We start from the raw sequence: 15,909 nt of genomic DNA, 5'->3' as shown, positions 1-15,909 counted from the left end.
ACGGGACCTTCGACCCCTTGTAGGTGATCAAGCGGTGACGCAGGGTAGGTCCCCGAGGGAGGCTGCCGATGCCAGGGTTCAGAACGGCGACCGTGCCGGAGCAGGACGTGGACATCCGGGTGCGGGGACCGGTCACCCTGCCGGACCTGGCGTGCGTGCGCCACGCCGTCGCGGAGGCGCGGTGGCGGGAGTCCGGGGCCGGCCACCTGCGGATCAAGCTCGCCGGGTATCGCGGCGGTGACCGGCGGGCCGTCTCCGCCGCCCAGGTGAACGCGGAGCTGTGCGGACGCATGGTGCGCGCTCAGGCGACAGCCGGAACGGTCGCCGACGCCGTACGGCTGGCCCTGTCCCGGCTCGACCCCCGGGTCCGGCGCCTCCGGCAGCGGCTGGCGGGGTGCGAGGCGGGACGGCCCTGCTTCATCGGCGAACCGTGGGAGCTGCGGGCCCGGCACGTCATCCCGCCGGCGCTGCGGGTCGGCGGGAACGCCCGCCGGGTGGCCCGGCACAAGACCTGCCCGCCGGCGGTGCAGGACCTCGGCGCCGCGGCCCTGACGATGGATCTGCGCGACTACGACTTCCACCTGTTCACCGACGAGTCCAGCGGGCAGAACGCCGTCGTCACGCGGGCCGACTGTGCCGGTTTTCGCGTCGTCGCCGACCAGCCGCGCCTGCTGGGCGCCGCTACCGAGGGCGTACCGGTCGCGGGCCCACCGTTGTGCCTTCCCGCGCACACGCTTCCCGAGGCGGTCCGGGCGCTGGCGGCCTCCGGGGCACCCTTCCTGCCTTTCACGGGCGTCGGCTCCGGACGGGCGGCGGTGCTCTATCAACGGTTCGACGGTCATCTGGGCCTGCTCACCTCACTGGGATGAGGAAATCCCGCCCCGTCCCAGGGGCTTCACCGGGGGCGTGGACGGTGCCAGACTGGCCGGGACGGCACCCTGGAGCGGCGAGGCGGAGGTGTGCCCGGTGGACGAGTTGTCCTTCCCCACGCGACCCGGCTACGGTTCGACGAGATCCTCGAGCAACTCGTGGCCAGCGCCCGGGAGGTGCAGGCGAGCCAGGGCCGGCTGCGCGGGCTGCTGCGGGCGTACCTGGCCGTCGCCCGGGCCGACGACCTCGACACGGTGCTGCGCCACATCGTCGAAGCCGCCAGAATGCTGGTCCAGGCGCGCTACGCCGCCCTCGGCGTGGTGTCGCACGGGCGCCTGATCCGGTTCATCCACTCCGGCGTGGACGAGGAGACCACCCGCCGCATCGGCCACCTGCCCGCCGGCAAGGGCATGCTCGGCGTCCTGGTGGACGATCCGCGGCCGGTGCGGCTGACCGACATCGGCGCCCACCCCGCCTCGGTCGGCTTCCCGGCCGGGCATCCCCCGATGGCCTCGTTCCTGGGCGTGCCGGTCCGCGCCGGCGACAGGGTCTTCGGCAACCTGTACCTGACCGACAAGGAGCGGGGTGCCCCCTTCACCGCCGACGACGAGGAACTCGTGGTCGCGCTGGCGGCGGCGGCCGGCGTGTCGATCGAGAACGCCACGCTGCTCGCCCAGGGGCGCCGCCGGCAGGCCTGGCAGAGCGCGATGGTGGACGCCACCGCGGCGCTGCTGGCCGACGCCGGCCCGGAGGTCGCCCTGCTGCGGTTCGTGACGAGCGCCCTGGAGACGCTGGGCGGTGCCGGAGCGGCCGCGGCGGTGCCGGCCGGCGACGACAGCACGCTGCGGGTGGCCGTCGCCGTCGGCATGTACGGCGGGTACGCCGGCACCCTGCTGCGACCGGAGGACTCGATCATCGGCGACGCCGCCCGGTCCGGCGCCCCCGTGACCGGCGACCGCTCGCGCCTGCCGCAGGGCTGGCCGGCCCGCGAGGACGCCACGGTCGGCGCCTGCCTCGCCGCCCCCATGCTCGCCGACCGCCGCCTCGCCGGCGTCCTGCTGGTCTCCCGCCGGCCCGACGACGGCCCGTTCGACGAGCTCGACCACGACATCCTCAGCTCCGCCGCCGGACAGGCCGGCCTGGTGCTGCGCCTGGCCGACGCCCGCCACGACGAGGAACGCCTCCGGCTGCTGGAGACCCGCGACCACATCGCCGCCGACCTGCGCGGACGGGTGATCCAGCGGCTGTTCCGGCACGGCCTCGCCCTCCAGGCGGCGGCCGGCCGGCTGAAGGCCGGCGAGGCACGCGACCGGCTCCAGGACCAGATCGACGAGGTCGACGCGGTGATCCGCGACATCCGCGACACCGTGTACGCGCTGCATCCCGAGTAGTGCGGCGCCGGAACGGGACCTTCGCACCTGGCACGGGGCCGGGCCGCCACCCACGCTTGAGACATGGATCACACGCAGCGACACCAGCCGCCGCACGGCCCGGTGGTCGCCGGCGTGGACGGCCGCCACCACGACCGGTGCGTCGTCGCCGCGGCGGCGGACCACGCCACGCGCCTGGGCACCGGCCTGCGCATCGTCCAGGTGCTGGACGTCGGCGGCGAGCCGCTGATCCCCGCGACGCTGCCCACCGTCGCGCTGCGGCGCACCGGCGAACGCCGCGACCGGCTGGCCCGCGCCCGGACCCGGCTGCGGGACCGGCTGGCCGGCCTGCTCGGCCCCGCGGGCCCCGGCGCCGACGTCCGCACCGCCGTGGGCGACCCCGCCACGGTGCTGCTCACGTACGCGCGGGAGGCGTCCCTGCTGGTGCTGGGCACCCGCAGCGGACCGCCCCGCACGCCCTTCCTGCTCGGCACGGTCAGCCAGGACGTGGCGGTCCACGCCGCGTGCCCCGTGCTGCTCGTGCCGTGGCACGAGGACGGCGACGGCCGCCGATGACCCGCCGGCTCACCCGGCCGGCAGGTCCGGCAGCGGGTGCCGGTCCGCGTCGCGATCGGCGAGCCGGTGCATGGCCACGCGGTACTGCCCGGGCGTGATCTCGTGATCGAGCACCTGCCGCACCAGCACACCCTCGAGCGACTCCGGAGGTGCCGCCGCGGCGGCGGGCTCCGCTTCCCCGGCCGCGGGCGGTTGCAGGCCACGCCGCCATTCCTGGACCGCCAGGCCGGACGCCCACACCACCAGCGACGCCATGAACGTGATCAGCAGAAACGCGAGCATCACGACCGCCTCCCGACTCCATCCTCGCCACGCACCCGCCGTCGCCGGGAGGGCCGGACGTCCCGGTGCGCGGTGGCCTCCGGCCCGCGGCTCAGCAGATGCGCGGCAGCTGCTCGCCGACGAGCATGTCGAGCACGCGGCGGGACCCGACGGCGGTGCGGAGCCACACCGTCCCGGGTTCCCGGTCCCGGACGGTGCCGATGCGGACCGCGTCGCGGCCCTCCGGACGCGCCCGCATGGCGGCCAGGACGCGCTCCGCCCGGTCCGGTGCGACGAAGGCGACGAGACAGCCCTCGTTGGCGACGTGCGCGACGTCGAGGCCCAGCAGCTCGCAGGCCGCCCGCACCGGCCCGGGCACCGGCAGCGCCGTCTCCTCGATCTCGATGCCGACGCCGGAGGCACCGGCGATCTCGTTGACCGCCGAGGCCAGGCCGCCGCGGGTCGGATCGCGCAGGGCGTGCAGGGCATCGCCGCCCGCCGTCACCATCGCCTCGACCAGCCGGTGCAGCGGCCGGGTGTCGGACCGCAGATCCGCCTCGAAGCCGAGGCCCTCGCGGGTGCTGAGCACGGTGATGCCGTGGTTGCCGAGCGTTCCCGACAGCAGCACGGCGTCGCCGGGTGCGGCCCCCGCCGCCGACGGCGCGGCGCCGTCCAGCCGCCGGCCGAGGCCGGTGGAGACCACGAAGAGCCCGTCCGCGGCCCCCCGGCCGACCACTTTGGTGTCGCCGGTGACGACCGGAACGCCGGCAGCGCGGGCGGCGGCACCGGCGGAGGCGGCCACCCGGCGCAGGTCCTCGATCGGGAAACCCTCCTCGATCACGTACGCGAGGCACAGGGCGAGCGGCATCGCGGCCCGCATGGCCAGGTCGTTGACCGTCCCGTGCACGGCCAGGCAGCCGATGTCGCCGCCGGCGAAGAACAGCGGGCTGACCACGTACGCGTCGGTGCTGAGCGCCAGGGCCGGCCCCGCGGAGGTGACCACCGCGGCGTCCTCCAGCGGCCCGTCGCCGGCGGCGGCGCCCAGGGCCGGCAGGAGGACCTCGCCGATCAGCTCCGCGGACAGCCGGCCCCCGGAGCCGTGCCCGAGCAGCACCCGCGAGCGTTCCCGGCCGGGCACCGGGCAGCCGCCGTCCGTCGGGTCAGCGGCGTTCACGGCACGGCTCCCTCGTCCTCGGGGGCGGCGGAACGGCCCGCCGAGTAGTAGGCCGCGCAGGTTCCCTCACTGGACACCATGGGGGCGCCGAGCGGGGTACGCGGCGTGCACGCGGTGCCGTACGCCCCGCAGTCGGTCGGCACCTTCGTCCCGGTGAGGACGGCACCCGCGATGCACTCGGCCCGCTCGCGCACCACCAGCCGCCCCACGTCGAACCGGCGGGCGGCGTCGAACGCGGCGTACTCCTCGGCCAGCACGAGGCCGCTGCCCGCGATGGTGCCCACACCGCGCCAGGCCTGATCGGCGACGCGGAACACCCGGCGCACCGCCTCCTGCGCCGCCGTGTTGCCCTCGCGCCGCACGGCCCGGGCGTACTGGTTCTCCACCTCGGCGCGGCCCTGCTCGAGCTGGGTGACGGCCATCAGGATGCCCTCCAGCAGGTCCAGGGGTTCGAATCCGGTGACGACCACCGGCACGCGGTAGCGCGCCACCAGCGGCAGGTACTGCGTCCAGCCCATCACGGCGCAGACGTGCCCGGCCGCCAGGAACGCCTGCACCCGGCAGCCGGGGGCGTCCAGGACGGCCGTCATCGCGGGCGGGACCAGGACGTGGCTGACCAGCAGGCTGAAGTTCGCCAGTCCGAGGCCGGCGGCGCGCAGGACGGCCATCGCGTTCGCCGGGGCGGTCGTCTCGAACCCGACGGCGAGGAAGACCACGTGCCGGTCGGGATGGCGCCGGGCGAGCTCGACCGCGTCCATCGGCGAGTACACGACCCGGACGTCGCAGCCGCGGGCGCGCAGCGCCAGCAGGTCGGTGTGCGAGCCGGGGACCCGCAGCATGTCGCCGAAGCTGGTGAACAGCGTGCCCGGCCGGGCGGCGATCGCCATCGCGCGGTCCAGAGTCTCCAGCGGCGTGACACAGACCGGGCAGCCGGGCCCGTGGATCATGCGGATGCCGGCCGGCAGGAGCTCGTCGATGCCCTGGCGCACGATGGTGTGCGTCTGGCCGCCGCAGACCTCCATCAGGCGCCACGGCCGGGTGGCCACGCCGCGCAGCCGCTCCAGCAGGACCGCGGCGAGCCGCGGGTCCCGGTACTCGTCGAGGTACCTCACGGCAGCCGCTCCCCCAGCTCGGCGGCCACCGCGTCGCCCATGGCCCGGAGCACCCGCAGGGTCCGTTCCGCCTCGGCGGCGTCGACCATGGTGATCGCGAAGCCGACGTGCACGATCACGTACTCGCCGGGCCGGACGTCCGGGAGGTACTCCAGGCAGACCCGCTTGCGGACACCGCCGAAGTCCACGGTGCCCATCAGCAGGCCGTCATCGCGGTCGGTCGTGGTGACCCGTCCCGGGATGCCCAGACACATCCGCCTCACCCCTTCGCGGCCGTCGTGGCCGCCGCCACGACGGCCTGGCCGTAGCTGATCCCGCCGTCGCCGGCCGGCACCTCGCCACCGAGCCGGGCGCCGAGCCCGGCCGCCTCGAGCGCCGCGGGCAGTTCGGCGGCCAGGATGCCGTTCTGCAGGCAGCCGCCGGACAGGCACACCACGCTCACCCCGGTGCGCTCGGCCGCGCGCACGCACATCCGCGTGGTGACGTCCACGACGGTACGGTGGAAGCCGGCCGCGAGCGCCGCCACCGGCTCCCCCGCCGCGTACGCCCCGGCCAGGGCGGCCAGCGTCACCCCCCAGTCGTAGACGCACAGGCCGCCGGCCGTGCGCAGCCGCCAGGGCAACGGGGTGCCGGACCCGGCCGTGGTGGCCGCCGCCTCCAGCAGCACCGCCGCCTCGCCCTCGTAGCTCGCGTCGTCGCACAGGCCCAGCAGGGCCGCCGCGGCGTCGAAGAGGCGGCCCGCGCTGGACGCCTGCGGGCAGTTGAGCCGCCGCTCCACCATCCGCCGCACCACCCTCCGCTCCTCGGCGCCGGTGCCGGGCAGCGCCGCGGCGGGCCGGACGCCGGTCACCGCGAACTCGCCGCCGTACAGATATCCGAGGGCCATCCGGGCGGGACGGCGCACGGCCGCCGCGCCGCCCGGCATCGGCGCGTGCCCGAAGCGGCCCAGCCGGCGATATCCGGTGTACGTGGCCAGCAGCAGCTCCCCGCCCCAGAACGTCCCGTCGTCGCCCCACCCGAGCCCGTCGTACGCGACGCCGAGGAACGGCGGCTCGACACCGTTCTCCGCGGCGCAGGCGGCGACGTGCGCGTGGTGGTGCTGCACGGCGATCCGCCGCTCGGCGGGCACGGCCTCCACGGCGTACGCGGTGGACAGATAGCCGGGATGACGGTCGTGCGCGACCAGCTCCGGGGTGAAGCGGTGCAGCCGGCACAGCTGCTCGCGGGCGGCGGTGAACGCGGCGAGGGCGTCCGCGTCACCGAGGTCGCCGCCGTGCGGCCCGATCAGGGCCAGGCCGCCGCGGGCCAGGGCGAAGGTGTGCTTGAGCTGGGCGCCGACGGCGAGCACCGGCCGGGGCGCGGGGACCGGCAACGGCACCGCCGACGGGGCGTAACCGCGCGCCCGGCGCAGGGTGCGGCGGGCGCCCCCGGCGACGCGGACGACGGAGTCGTCGTACCGGGCCCGGATCGGGCGGTCGTGCCACAGCATGCCGTCGGCGACCGGGGCCAGCGACCGCCGGGCCTGCTCGTCGTCGACGGCGATCGGCTCGCCGGACAGGTTGCCGCTGGTCACCACGAGCGGGCCGGCCACCGCGCGCAGCAGCAGATGGTGCAGGGGCGTCGACGGCAGGAACACCCCCGTCCGCGCGGTGCCCGGGTGCACGGCGTCGGCGAGGCCACCCGTGGCCAGCGCCGGGACCAGCACGATCGGGCGCGCCGGCGAGGTCAGCAGCTCGGTGTCGGCCCGGCCGAGGCGGGCCAGCCGGGCGGCCCCGGCGACGTCCGCGACCATGACCGCCAGCGGCTTGCGCGGGCGGTGCTTGCGCCGGCGCAGCGCCCCGACCGCCGCCGGGTCGGTGGCGTCGCAGACCAGCTGGTAGCCGCCGAGGCCCTTGAGCGCCACGATGCGGCCGTGCGTCAGCGCGGTGACCGCCGCCGCCAGCGCCTCCTCACCCTGCTCCCGGGCCGGGCCGCTGCTCCACGCCAGGCGCGGCCCGCAGTCCGGGCACGCGATCGGCTCGGCGTGGAAGCGCCGGTCGGCCGGGTCGTGGTACTCCCGGGCGCAGGCGGGGCACAGCGGGAAGCCCGCCATGGCGGTGCGGGCCCGGTCGTACGGCAGCGCGTCGATGATAGTCGCGCGCGGGCCGCAGGCGGTGCAGTTGAGGAACGGGTAGCGGTACCGGCGGTCGGCCGGGTCGAACAGCTCCCGCAGGCAGTCGTCGCAGGTGGCCAGGTCGGCGGGCAGGCCGGCGAACCCGCGCTCCGCCGTCCCCGCACCGCTGTCGCTCACCTCCACGGTGAAGCCGGGGCGGGGCGGCAGCGACGGGAGCTCCCGCACGGTGACCTCGCCGACGACCGCGTGCGGCGGTGGCCGGTCGCGCAGGACGCGGACGAGCTCGGTGACCGCCGCGGGCGCCGCCGTGACCTCGATGAGGACGTCGCCGCCGACGTTGCGGACCCGGCCGTCCAGGCCGAGCCCGGTGGCGATCCGGTGGACGTACGGCCGGAAGCCCACGCCCTGCACCGTCCCGCTGACCCGGACCAGCCAGCCGGTGGACCCGGCGGGGGCCCTCACGGCCCGGCCACCAGTTCGCGGGCGCGCAGGGCGACGGGCCGGACGGCGGCGGCCACCTCCGGGCCGGGCCGGGTGCCGAAGCGGAAGTCCGTGCCGCAGACGGCCAGCACCACGAGACGGCCGGGCAGCCGGCCGAGCACCCGGCCCAGCGCCACGGTGTCACCGAAGTCCACCGCGTGCGACGTGGCCGCCGGATGCGCGGTCACCGTTCCCCCGGCGTCCAGGCGCATCTCGTGCCGCAGCCCGGGCGGCTCGCCCGCGACCCGGACGGCGTCCACCACGACGGCGATCGCGGCGCCGGTCCACGTCATCAGCAGCCCGGCCGGTTCGCCGTCGCTGACGCACAGCTCGACGTCCCGCAGCGCGGGATCGGTGGATCGCAGGGCGGCCAGCTCGGCGATCACCAGCGGTCCGAAACCGTCGTCGCGGCGGTACTCGTTGCCGATGCCGACGACGACGCGCCGGCGCGGGCCGGTCATCGTCAGCCCCGGTCCACGACGAGGTCGAGGAAGTGCGTCGCGCAGGAGATGCACGGGTCGTAGTTGCGGATCGCCTGCTCGCAGTCGTGGGTGAGCCGGTCCTGGTCCAGGTGCAGCCGGGCACCGACGAAGCGGCGCAGGTCGTCCTCCACGGCCGCCTGGTTCTGGGAGGTGGGCGGGACGATGCGGGCGGAGGCGATGGCACCGTCCGCCGTGAGGCCGTACCGGTGGAAGAGGATGCCGCGGGGCGCCTCGGTGGCGCCGAAGCCGACCCCGGCCCGCGGGGGCACCTCGGTGAAGGGGCGCGGCGGCGGCTCGTACGCGTCGATGAGCCGCAGCGCCTCCTCGATCGCCAGGACGTTCTCGACCGCCCGCACCACGATGCTGCGGTAGGGGTTGCGGCAGTCCGCGCCGAGCCCCGCCGCGGCGGCGGCCTCCCGGGCGACCGGGGTCAGCCACTGCCGGTTCAGCGCGTACCGCGCGGCGGGACCGACCAGGTAGTGGCCCCGCCCGGCCAGGTGGGCGTGCAGCGCCGTGGAGTGCGGCACCTGCTCCTCGACGATGTGGTCCTCGAACTGCCGGGGTGTGAACGACAGGCCGCCGGTCGTGGCCACGGTGCCCGACTCGATGGCGTACCGGCCGGGGGTGACCAGGGCCAGCATCTCGTGGTCGTGGTGGAAGTCCGGGAACTCGAAGGCCGCCACCCACTCCACCGTCGCCACGGCGAGGTCGAGCGCGCGCCGCAGGTGCTCCCGCAGCGGCCGCAGCTCCTCCGGCCGCGGCACCCGGTAGAACCCGCCGACCCGGACGTTGACCGGGTGGATCGGGCGCCCGCCGAGCACCTCGACGATCTCGTTGCCCGCCTTCTTCAGGGCCAGGCCGCGCTCCACCAGGTCGCGGTGGTCCTGCGCCATGTCGAGGGCACCGGCGTAGCCGAGGAAGTCGGGGGCGTGCAGGAGGTAGATGTGCAGGGTGTGGCTCTCGATCCACTCGCCGCAGTACAGCAGCCGCCGCAGCGCCGCCACCCGCCGGTCCACGGTGACCCCGCAGGCGTCCTCGATCGCCGCGCACGCGCTCATCTGGTACGCGACCGGGCAGATGCCGCAGATGCGGGCGGTGATGTCCGGCGGCTCGGTGTGCCCGCGGCCGCGCAGGAACGCCTCGAAGAACCGCGGCGGCTCGTAGATCTCCAGCCGGACGTCCTCGACCGCGCCGCCGCGCACGCGGACGTGCATCGCGCCCTCGCCCTCGACCCGGGCCAGGGCCCGCACGTCCAGGACCCGTTCCGACCGGTGCGTCATGGCCGTGCCTCCCGCCGGCCGGGCGGCCCGTACAGGTCGAGGAGGCGCAGGCGGCCCGCTTGCAGCCGGTCGATGACCACGGGGACGAACAGCTTCATCACGGCGTACCCGAAGGAGGGTTCGCTCTCGCAAAGACGCAGGACCGCGGGGGCGTCGAACCGCAGGCTCTCCACGGCGGACCGGGCGACCGCGCCGAAATGCCAGCGGTACGGCGGTTGCAGCCACGACCAGCCCAGCACCGTGCCCGCCGGCAGCGTCTCGAGCACGACGGCGCCGCGCCCCGGCACCTGCAGGTCGAGGGCCACGCTGCCGGCCTCCAGCAGCCAGAACCGGTCCGCGCGGCCGCCCTCGGCGAAGATCCGCGCTCCCGCCCGGTAGGACGCCGGGGCGGCCACCGCGCGCAGGGCCGCCGCATGGTCCGCTGCGAGCCCGGCGAAGAACGGCCGGGCGGGCAGCGCGATGCCGGTGATGCCGTCGCCGTGCCGCCGATCCGACATGACGCCTCCCCGAGGCCGCCGATGCCTTCACTCTACGAGCAATCACCGGCGCTGAGCGGGGCCGATGGCACCGTAACGATGCCCGGAGGACCCTTGCGCCGCGGACCGCCGGCGTCCTCCGGTGCCCTCGGGACCATCGGCCCTGCCGGGGACGCCCGGCGCGGCGGAGGCTGGTGCTGACGTCCATCCACGAACGGGAGGGGCTCGATGGCATCCGGGACGCGACCGCGGACACCCCCTCCCGCGCTGCTCGACGCGACGGCGCTGGAGGCCCTCGTCGACGCCCTGCGGGCACGCGGGTTCACCGTCATGGGACCCACCGTCCGGGACGGAGCGGTCGTCATCGCCGAGCTGACCTCGGCGGCCGACCTCCCGTACGGCGTCGGGGTCGACACCGACGCCGGCCGGTACCGCCTGCGGGCCCGGGACGACCGGGCCGCGTTCGGCCACTCGGCCGGCCCCCAGTCGTGGAAGAACGTGCTGCACCCGCCCCGGGCCCTGGTGTGGTCGGCGGACCGCACCCCGGACGGGTCGATGGCGGGCGGGGAGCCGGCCCGGGAGCGCAGGTACGCGCTGCTCGGCGTGCGCCCGTGCGACCTGGCCGCGATCAAGGTGCTGGACCGGGTGCTGACCGGCGGGCGCCAGGCCGACCCGGTCTACACCGGGCGCCGCGACGGCAACCTGATCATCGCGGTGGAGTGCACCGAACCCGGCGCGGTGTGCTTCTGCTCCTCGATGGGCACCGGGCCCGGCACGGACGACGGCTTCGACCTGGCCCTGACCGAGCTGGTGGACGGCGGGGAGCACCTGTTCGTGGTCCGGGCCGGCACCGGCGAGGGCGCCGAGATCCTCGCCGGGTTGCCTGCGCGGCCGGCGGACGAGGGCATCGTCGAGCGGGCCCGGGAGGCCGTCGGTGCGGCGGCCGGGCGGATGGGCCGGACCATGCGCCCCGGGTCATTGCCGGATCTGCTGGCGGAGGCCCGCGGGTCGCCGCACTGGGACGACGTGGCCGCCCGCTGCCTGACCTGCGGCAACTGCACCATGGTCTGTCCCACGTGCTTCTGCACGACGCCCGAGGACGTCACCGACCTGACCGGCGACCACGCCGAGCGCTGGCGGCGCTGGGACTCCTGCTTCGACCTGGACTTCTCCTACCTGCACGGCGGCAGCGTGCGCACCAGCGGGCGGGCCCGCTACCGGCAGTGGCTCACCCACAAGCTGGGCACGTGGCACGAGCAGTTCGGCTCGTCGGGCTGCGTCGGCTGCGGGCGGTGCATCGCGTGGTGCCCGGCCGGCATCGACCTCACCCGGGAGATCGACGCCCTGGCGGCGGCGGGAGCGGGCTGATGGACACCGTGGCGCACGCCGTGGTGCCCGGACCGGCGTTCCCGGTGCCGTACCGGGTCGTGGCGCGGCGCGCCGAGACCGCGGACACGGTCACGATGGAGCTGGCCAACGACGACGGGCCGCTGGACGCCTTCGCGCCCGGTCAGTTCGCCATGCTGACCGCGTACGGCATCGGCGAGGTCCCGATCTCGCTGAGCGCCGTCGCCGTGGCCGGTGGCCGGACCCGCCGGCTCGTCCACACCGTCCGCGCGGTCGGGGCGGTCACCCGGGCCCTCTGCGGCGCCGCGCCGGGGGCGGTGATCGGGGTACGCGGCCCGTACGGCACCGCGTGGGACCTCGCCGCCGCCGCCGGGCGGGACGTCGTGATCGTGGCCGGCGGCATCGGGCTGGCGCCGGTGCGCCCGCTGGTGCACGCCGTGCTGGCCGACCGGTCCCGCTTCGGCGACGTGGCGCTGCTGGTCGGTGCCCGCACCCCGGCTGACCTGGTCTTCCGCGACGACCTGCGGCGCTGGGCCGGCGCGGGGGCGCAGGTCGCCGTGACCGTCGACCGCCCCGCCGGCGACTGGGACGGGCACGTCGGCGTGGTGCCCTCCCTCCTACCCCAGGCCCGCTTCGACGCGGGCCACGCCGTGGCCTTCGTCTGCGGTCCCGAGATCATGATGCGGTTCACCGCCGAGGCACTGATCCGCGCGGGCGTCGCCCCGGCGCGCGTCCAGATCTCGCTCGAACGCAGCATGCGCTGCGGGTGCGGCTGGTGCGGGCACTGCCAGCTCGGGCCGCTGCTGGTCTGCCGCGACGGCCCGGTCGTCGCGTACGAGCGGGTCGCACACCTGCTGACCGTGAGGGAGCTGTGATGACGACGACCGTACCCACCCTCGCGGTGTGGAAGTTCGCGTCCTGCGACGGGTGCCAGCTCAGCCTGCTCGACTGCGAGGACGAGCTGCTCGCCGTCGCCGGCCGGGTCCGCGTCGCGCACTTCCTCGAGGCGTCCCGGCACGTCGAGCCGGGCCCGTACGACGTGTCGCTGGTGGAGGGGTCGATCACCACGGCGGCGGACGCGCGGCGCATCCGCGACGTCCGGAAGATGTCCCGGACGCTGGTGACCATCGGCGCCTGCGCCACCGCCGGCGGGGTGCAGGCGTTGCGCAACTTCGCCGACGTGGACGAGTTCCGGTCCCTGGTGTACGCCCGCCCGGAGTACGTCTCGGCGCTGGCCACCTCCACCCCGATCGCCGCCCACGTGGACGTCGACCACGAGCTGCACGGCTGCCCCATCGACCGCGGGCAGCTCCTGGAGGTCATCACCGCGCTGCTCCTGGGCCGGCGCCCGGACGTGCCGGCGCACAGCGTCTGCTTCCAGTGCAAACAGCGCGGCAACGTCTGCGTCGCCGTCGCGCACGGCACGCCCTGCCTCGGACCGGTCACCCGTGCCGGATGCGGCGCGCTGTGCCCGGCGTACCGGCGGGGCTGCTACGGCTGCTTCGGGCCGATGGAGACGCCGAACGCCGCCGCCGAGGCCGCCCTGCTGCGCGCCACCGGCCTGTCCGACGAGGACGTACGCCGGATGTACCGCACCTTCCACACCGCCGACCCGGTCTTCATCGCGCTGTCCGAGGTGACCGCCGGACCGGCCGGGAGGCCGGACGACCGGGCGTAGGTCCCGGCCGGGCCGTTCGCCTCTGGGACCGGCGGCCCGCGCGGGACCAGGGTGGAACGAAGGAAAGGAGGCCGCCATGACAACGCGGCTGCGGCTGTCGGAGTGCGGGTTGAGCGCGGGGAAAAAGGCGCGCCTGCACCGCATCCTCCACAAGCACGGACTGGGCAACGGTACGGCGCTGTTCCTGCCGTACGACCAGGGCCTGGAGCACGGGCCCCGGGACTTCTTCGCCGACCCGATCGCCGCCGACCCCCGCTACATCATCAAGCTCGCGGTCGAGGGCGGATTCAACGGCATCGCCGTCCAGGTGGGGCTCGCGGAGAAGTTCTTCTGGGACTTCGCCGGCGAGGTGCCGCTGGTGCTGAAGCTCAACGGCAAGACCGACATCCCCTCGGACACCCGGGCGCTGTCGCCGCTGCACGCCTCGGTCGAGGACGCCGTACGCCTGGGCGCGGACGCCGTCGGCTACACGCTCTACGTCGGCAGCCCGGCGCAGGACGCCGACTTCGCGCAGTACCGCACCGTACGCCAGGACGCGCAGCGGCTCGGGATGCCGCTGATCGTGTGGGCCTACCCACGCGGGGAGGCCATCGAGCACAAGGGCGGCAAGGACTCGTTCTACGCCGTGCACTACGCGGCCCGTACCGCCAGCGAACTCGGCGCCGACGTGGTCAAGGTCAACTTCCCGCATCCGGAGAAGCAGACCGATGTGCCGTCGCCGTACACCGCCGACTTCAGCAGCCAGGAGGCGATCGACGCCGTCGTGCGCGCCGCCAACCGCACGATGGTCCTCATCTCGGGCGGCTCCCGGGCGGGCGACGAGGCGATGCTGGGCAAGGCGCAGGAGTCCATGGCGGCGGGCGCCACCGGCCTGATCTTCGGGCGCAACGTCTGGCAGCGCGAACACGACGAGTCCCTGCGCTTCGTCGAACGGCTGCGCGAGATCCTCGCGAAGTACCCGGCGCCGTAGGGACACGGCGGACCCACCGGCGGGCGCTTCTCGAGCCCTGCGAGGGAGACATCGCCGTCCCCCTCGCCCGGGACTTTCACCCCGGTGCCGGTGGGTTCACCCTCATCGTGCTCCGTCCGCCCCCGCCCGTGCAGGGTCGATGGGCCCGTGAACCGGGCGGCTCCACTTCGGACCCCCGCCCCTCAAGCCCTGGTGACGGTCACCCCCACGGCCGTCACCAGGCCTCAGCGGTCGAGCGTGCTCAGCAGCCGGCGGCTCTGGCGCAGGGTCGCCGCGTACAGGTCCAGGTACATCTCCCGCACGCCGGCCGCGTCCGGCCGGGGCAGGGCCGCGTCCACGACCGCGAGGATCCCGGCGAGCGTCTGGTGCAGAACGTCCAGGGCGGCGGAGCGGTCCGTGGCACCCTGGCGGAGCAGGTGGTCGAACCGCCGCTGGTCACCGGCGTCGGCGAAACGACCCGGTCCGGCCGGGACGGCCCGACCGTAGCGGCGGAGCGCGTCGCGGACGGCCGCCAACTCCCGCGCCTGCGCCGCCACCAGCTCCCCGGGAACCCCGAAAGCAACCCCCAGATCATGCAAGGTCTGCAACTGTACGGCCAGAGCCGCGAGGTGCGCGCCCTGCCCGGCGTCCGGTGCGGTCAGCGTCGTCCGGGCCAGTGCCCGGATGAACCCGGCGGGACGGGGGTCGGCCCGCCAGTACCGCAGCTGCCGGTCGGCGCCGGTCCCCCGCTCCGCCAGCAGCGCGAGGCCGCGGTCGACGGTCTCCGCGTCCCCCGCGTCGCGCAGCGCCCGGTCGACGTGGGCGCGCAGCCGGTCGAGCAGGCACCGCTGCGGCACCGCCAGCCCGGACCGGGGATCGACGCCCGTACCGGCGAGGCCGCCGCGCGCCGCGGCGACCAGGCCACGGTCCACGAAGGAGGAGCCGCCGGGTTCCGGCAATTCGTCCAGGGCCGTCATCACCAGCCCGCGGACCAGGCCGGCGAGCAGAACGGCGGTGTCCACGTCCGGGCAGATGTCGGCCACCCGGACCTCCACCGTCGGGTAGCGCGGTGAGAGCCGGGCGAGGAAGTAGACGCTGCCCTCGTCCAGCGCCTCGGCGCGGCCGATCAGGTCCCGGACGGCAGCGTCGTACTCGGCGCTGTCCCGCCACAGCCCGGGGGCCCGCCCGGTCGGCCACCGGGACACCATCGCGTACCGGCGGCTCTGCCATCCGGCGGGACGGCCGGCGGTGATCGGCGAGTTCGCGGCGACGGCGAGCAGGCACGCCAGCCACGGCCGGAGCCGGGCAAGGGCGCGGACGGCGGCGTCCCGCGACGGCACGGCGACGTGCACGTGACAGGCGCAGGTCCCGGCGCAGGCCGTCATCGCCGGATACCGCCGGGCCAGCTCCTGGTAGCGCGGCAGGGCGGTGACCGACTCCAGCCCCGGTCCGGCGTACGGTGAGATGCCGCTCGCGACCAGGCGGCAACCCTCGCCGGCCGCCGCCTCACTCAGCCGGCCCCGCATCCGCCACAGCTGGTCCCGCACCTCGTCGAGCCCGGCGCACACCCCGGTGGCCGCCTCGATCTGGTACTGCATCAGCTCGGCGCGGGGCCAGGACAGGTGCTCCGTGCGGCGCAGCACCCGCGGCGCGGCCGGCACCGGGCCGCCCGTCGCCGGGTCGAGCAGGAGATACTCCTCCTCGACCCCGATCGTCGGAACAGCCGTCATGACGAGCCTCC

16 protein-coding genes are annotated in these 15,909 nt (G+C 75.7%); 7 read left to right on the top strand and 9 right to left on the bottom strand.

All coding sequences use genetic code 11. The features are described from left to right. Nucleotides 1–68 precede the first annotated feature (68 nt). From CLV70_RS30900 to CLV70_RS30890, 3 genes are all read left to right on the top strand, one after another. On the top strand, nucleotides 69–869 hold the full coding sequence (locus CLV70_RS30900; protein ID WP_146164216.1) for a sigma 54 modulation/S30EA ribosomal C-terminal domain-containing protein: 801 nt from the start codon (nucleotides 69–71) through the stop codon (nucleotides 867–869). A 90-nt stretch (nucleotides 870–959) separates the two neighbouring features. Beyond that, entirely contained in the window at nucleotides 960–2,261 is a 1,302-nt protein-coding gene (locus CLV70_RS30895) for a GAF domain-containing protein (protein ID WP_146164215.1), read from the top strand. A gap of 63 nt (nucleotides 2,262–2,324) precedes the next feature. Continuing rightward, nucleotides 2,325–2,816 (top strand): universal stress protein, encoded by a 492-nt coding sequence (locus tag CLV70_RS30890; protein WP_106130156.1) that lies wholly within the window; start codon nucleotides 2,325–2,327, stop codon nucleotides 2,814–2,816. A gap of 9 nt (nucleotides 2,817–2,825) precedes the next feature. Here CLV70_RS30890 and CLV70_RS30885 read toward each other — a convergent pair whose 3' ends face one another. The 8 genes from CLV70_RS30885 to CLV70_RS30850 form a co-directional block, all read right to left on the bottom strand. Continuing rightward, nucleotides 2,826–3,101, bottom strand: coding sequence for a hypothetical protein (locus tag CLV70_RS30885; protein ID WP_106130155.1), 276 nt, complete (start codon nucleotides 3,099–3,101; stop codon nucleotides 2,826–2,828). An 88-nt stretch (nucleotides 3,102–3,189) separates the two neighbouring features. Then, the gene (gene hypE, locus CLV70_RS30880) at nucleotides 3,190–4,251 is read right to left on the bottom strand and encodes a hydrogenase expression/formation protein HypE (protein ID WP_106130154.1); all 1,062 of its coding nucleotides are present in this window, start codon (nucleotides 4,249–4,251) and stop codon (nucleotides 3,190–3,192) included. Further along, a complete protein-coding gene (hypD, locus tag CLV70_RS30875; RefSeq protein ID WP_106130153.1) occupies nucleotides 4,248–5,363 on the bottom strand; it encodes a hydrogenase formation protein HypD in 1,116 nt (371 codons plus the stop codon). The genes hypE and hypD overlap by 4 nt, the downstream gene beginning before the upstream one ends. After that, nucleotides 5,360–5,617, bottom strand: a complete 258-nt coding sequence (locus CLV70_RS30870; protein WP_106130152.1) for a HypC/HybG/HupF family hydrogenase formation chaperone — start codon at nucleotides 5,615–5,617, stop codon at nucleotides 5,360–5,362. Before CLV70_RS30870 ends, hypD begins: the two co-directional genes overlap by 4 nt. A gap of 5 nt (nucleotides 5,618–5,622) precedes the next feature. Next, a complete protein-coding gene (gene hypF, locus CLV70_RS30865) occupies nucleotides 5,623–7,938 on the bottom strand; it encodes a carbamoyltransferase HypF (protein WP_106130151.1) in 2,316 nt (771 codons plus the stop codon). After that, nucleotides 7,935–8,417 carry a hydrogenase maturation protease gene (locus CLV70_RS30860; RefSeq protein WP_106130150.1) on the bottom strand — a complete coding sequence of 161 codons (483 nt, stop codon included), beginning with the start codon at nucleotides 8,415–8,417 and terminating at the stop codon, nucleotides 7,935–7,937. Before CLV70_RS30860 ends, hypF begins: the two co-directional genes overlap by 4 nt. 2 nt (nucleotides 8,418–8,419) lie before the next feature. Further along, nucleotides 8,420–9,718, bottom strand: coding sequence for a Ni/Fe hydrogenase subunit alpha (locus CLV70_RS30855; protein WP_106130149.1), 1,299 nt, complete (start codon nucleotides 9,716–9,718; stop codon nucleotides 8,420–8,422). Next, nucleotides 9,715–10,215, bottom strand: coding sequence for a cyclic nucleotide-binding domain-containing protein (locus tag CLV70_RS30850; RefSeq protein ID WP_106130148.1), 501 nt, complete (start codon nucleotides 10,213–10,215; stop codon nucleotides 9,715–9,717). Before CLV70_RS30850 ends, CLV70_RS30855 begins: the two co-directional genes overlap by 4 nt. A gap of 207 nt (nucleotides 10,216–10,422) precedes the next feature. On the opposite strand from CLV70_RS30850, the gene CLV70_RS30845 reads away from it, so the two are divergent. From CLV70_RS30845 to CLV70_RS30830, 4 genes are all read left to right on the top strand, one after another. Continuing rightward, a complete protein-coding gene (locus CLV70_RS30845; protein WP_106130147.1) occupies nucleotides 10,423–11,562 on the top strand; it encodes a 4Fe-4S dicluster domain-containing protein in 1,140 nt (379 codons plus the stop codon). Beyond that, nucleotides 11,562–12,416 (top strand): FAD/NAD(P)-binding protein, encoded by an 855-nt coding sequence (locus tag CLV70_RS30840; RefSeq protein WP_106130146.1) that lies wholly within the window; start codon nucleotides 11,562–11,564, stop codon nucleotides 12,414–12,416. Before CLV70_RS30845 ends, CLV70_RS30840 begins: the two co-directional genes overlap by 1 nt. After that, nucleotides 12,416–13,219, top strand: a complete 804-nt coding sequence (locus CLV70_RS30835; protein ID WP_106130145.1) for an NADH-quinone oxidoreductase subunit B family protein — start codon at nucleotides 12,416–12,418, stop codon at nucleotides 13,217–13,219. The genes CLV70_RS30840 and CLV70_RS30835 overlap by 1 nt, the downstream gene beginning before the upstream one ends. A gap of 76 nt (nucleotides 13,220–13,295) precedes the next feature. Then, entirely contained in the window at nucleotides 13,296–14,189 is an 894-nt protein-coding gene (locus CLV70_RS30830; RefSeq protein ID WP_106130144.1) for a class I fructose-bisphosphate aldolase, read from the top strand. 224 nt (nucleotides 14,190–14,413) lie between these two features. Here CLV70_RS30830 and CLV70_RS30825 read toward each other — a convergent pair whose 3' ends face one another. Then, nucleotides 14,414–15,898, bottom strand: coding sequence for a carboxylate-amine ligase (locus tag CLV70_RS30825; RefSeq protein WP_106130143.1), 1,485 nt, complete (start codon nucleotides 15,896–15,898; stop codon nucleotides 14,414–14,416). Between the last annotated feature and the right edge of the window lie 11 nt (nucleotides 15,899–15,909).

Source organism: Pseudosporangium ferrugineum (assembly GCF_003002065.1).
GTDB classification, from domain to species: domain Bacteria; phylum Actinomycetota; class Actinomycetes; order Mycobacteriales; family Micromonosporaceae; genus Actinoplanes; species Actinoplanes ferrugineus_A.
The sequence above is the reverse complement of the archived record's forward strand: the minus strand, read 5'-3'. Positions and strand labels throughout refer to the sequence as shown.